The sequence below is a fragment of the Devosia sp. genome (assembly GCF_041917035.1).
Lineage (GTDB): Bacteria > Pseudomonadota > Alphaproteobacteria > Rhizobiales > Devosiaceae > Devosia_A.
The window spans coordinates 1-2,725 of record NZ_JAYRYM010000365.1 but is presented as its reverse complement, the minus strand read 5'-3'; the positions used below and the strand labels follow the sequence as shown (position 1 = coordinate 2,725).

The 2,725-nt window shown below is 65.2% G+C and carries 2 protein-coding genes; both read left to right on the top strand.

Features of this window, described 5'->3' with window-relative positions; all coding sequences use genetic code 11:
• Positions 1 to 94: 94 nt before the first annotated feature.
• The gene (cysD, locus tag ACE3TU_RS21095; protein WP_374627829.1) at positions 95 to 1,012 is read left to right on the top strand and encodes a sulfate adenylyltransferase subunit CysD; all 918 of its coding nucleotides are present in this window, start codon (positions 95 to 97) and stop codon (positions 1,010 to 1,012) included.
• Positions 1,012 to 2,725: sulfate adenylyltransferase subunit CysN (gene cysN, locus ACE3TU_RS21090; RefSeq protein WP_374627828.1), on the top strand; the 1,714-nt coding region annotated here is incomplete at its 3' end. The genes cysD and cysN, both read left to right, overlap by 1 nt.

Sequence of the window (2,725 nt, the reverse complement as noted above, 5' to 3'; positions counted from 1 at the left end):
CCTCGGGGTTCACCTTTCTGACCCTCGGGCCGCCTTGTCGCCCCATGGTCAAACGCGTATTTCACACCCCGTTGCAGCACGGATGAAGCACCAGATGTCCATCGCCGGCGGGCGTCCACTCAGCCATCTCCAGACCCTCGAAGCCGAGAGCATAGAGATCTTCCGGGAGGTCGCGGCGAGCTTCGAGCGTCCCGTGATGATGTATTCGATCGGCAAGGACTCGTCGGTGCTGCTGCATCTGGCGCGCAAGGCGTTCTTTCCGAGCCGCATTCCTTTCCCGCTGCTGCACATCGACACGACCTGGAAGTTCCGCGAGATGATCGCGTTTCGCGATCGGATGGCCGCGACGCACGGTTTCGAGTTGCTGGTGCACACCAACCCGGAGGGTCTTGCCGCGGGGATCAATCCGTTCGACCAGGGGTCGGCCCGCTACACCGACATCATGAAGACGCAGGCCCTGCGCCAGGCGCTCAACGCCGGCGGCTACGACGCGGCGATCGGCGGTGCCCGGCGCGACGAGGAGAAGTCACGCGCCAAGGAGCGCATCTTCTCCCATCGCAACGCCCAGCATGCCTGGGATCCCAAGAACCAGCGCCCGGAACTCTGGCACATCTACAATACCCGACTCGCCCCGGGAGAGAGCATGCGGGTCTTTCCGCTGTCGAACTGGACCGAACTCGACATCTGGACCTACATCTATTCCGAGGGCATCGAGATCCCGTCACTCTATTTCGCTCGCCCGCGCCCGGTGGTCGAGCGTTCGGGCACCCTGATCATGGTCGATGACGGCCGTTTCCGGCTCGAGCCAGGCGAGGAGCCGCAGGTGCGGACCGTGCGCTTCCGCACGCTCGGCTGTTACCCGCTGACCGGCGCGATCCGGTCGGATGCCGCCGACCTGCCGTCGATCATCATGGAGATGCAGGCGTCCAGGACTTCCGAGCGCGAGGGACGCCTGATCGACAGCGACCAGGCCGGCTCGATGGAAAAGAAGAAGCAGGAGGGCTATTTCTGATGGCCGCCAGCCCCGCCTCCGCCGCCAATACCGCCGCCCTGGAGCGATGGCTCGCCGAGCAGACCGACAAGAGCCTGCTGCGCTTCCTCACCTGTGGTTCGGTCGATGATGGCAAGTCCACCCTGATCGGTCGGTTGCTCTACGACAGCCAGCTGATCCTCGACGATCAGCTGGCGTCACTGCGCAAGGAGAGCCGCAACCGCGCCACCGGCGATGAGGGGATCGATTTCTCGCTGCTCGTGGACGGTCTTGCGGCCGAACGGGAACAGGGCATCACGATCGACGTCGCCTACCGCTTCTTTTCCACCGACAAGCGCAAGTTCATCGTCGCCGACACACCCGGTCACGAGCAGTACACCCGAAACATGGCGACCGGGGCCTCGAACGCCGATCTCGCCATTGTGCTGATCGATGCCCGCAAGGGCGTACTGACGCAGACGCGTCGCCACAGCTTCATCCTGAGCCTGATCGGTGTCCGCCATGTGGTGCTCGCCGTCAACAAGATCGATCTGGTCGGCTACGATCGGGCCGCCTTTGACGCCATCGAGGCAGAATACCGCGCCTTTGCCCGCGACCTCGGCTTCGAGACCCTGGTGGCAATCCCGCTGTCGGCCCTGAAGGGCGACAATATCCTGAGCCCGAGCGCGGCGACGCCCTGGTACACCGGTCCGCAACTGGTGCCCTACCTCGAGTCGATCGAAGTCGCGACGGATCGCTCCAGTCGGCAGTTCCGCCTCCCTGTGCAATGGGTCAACCGGCCCAACCTCGATTTCCGCGGGTTCTCGGGCACCGTCGCGTCGGGCAGCGTCAGGGTTGGCGAGGAGGTATTGGTGGCCGCCTCGCGCACCCCGGCGCGGGTCAGCCGCATCGTCACCATGGACGGCGACCTCGACCTGGCCCAGGCCGGGCAGGCCGTCACCGTCGTGCTCGATCGCGAGGTCGACGTGTCGCGCGGCGACATGCTGGTTCACCCGGGTGCGGTGCCGGACTACTCGAACCAGTTCCAGGCGCGCCTCGTTTGGATGAACGAGGAACACGCCATGCCGGGGCGGTCCTATCTCCTCAAGCTTGGCACGCAACAGGTCCCGGCCTCCATCACCGCGCTGAAGCATCGCACCAACGTCAACACGCTCGAAGAAAGCCCGGCGCGGACGCTCGAGATGAACGAGGTCGGCACGGTCACCATCGCGACGGACAAGCCTCTGGCCTTCGACACCTATCGGGACAGTGCGCCAGGCGGCAGCTTCATCCTCATAGACCGCATCAGCAATGCCACCCTGGGAGCGGGGGTGGTGGACTTCGGCCTCAGGCGCGCGCAGAACCTCAGCTACCAGTCGTTCGACGTCAACCGACAGGTGCGGGCCGAACTGCTTGGGCAGACGCCGCAGATCGTCTGGTTCACCGGCCTGTCGGGATCGGGCAAATCGACCGTCGCTAACCTGATCGAGCGGCGCCTCACGTCCGAGCGCCGGCTGGCCTACATACTCGACGGCGACAATGTGCGGCACGGCCTCAACAAGGACCTCGGCTTCACCGACGAGGCCCGGGTCGAGAACATCCGCCGCGTCGCCGAAGTCGCACGCCTTATGGCCGATGCCGGCGTGATCGTCCTCGTCTCGTTCATCTCGCCGTTCCGCAACGAGCGCCGGCTGGCCCGCGAGATCGCGGGCGACATTCGCTTCACCGAGGTCTATGTCGATACGCCGCTCGCCG

Bases quoted from the DNA above. Each gene is read 5' to 3' on its own strand.
- cysD (WP_374627829.1), top strand. From the start codon at position 95: ATGTCCATCGCCGGCGGGCGTCCACTCAGCCATCTCCAGACCCTCGAA.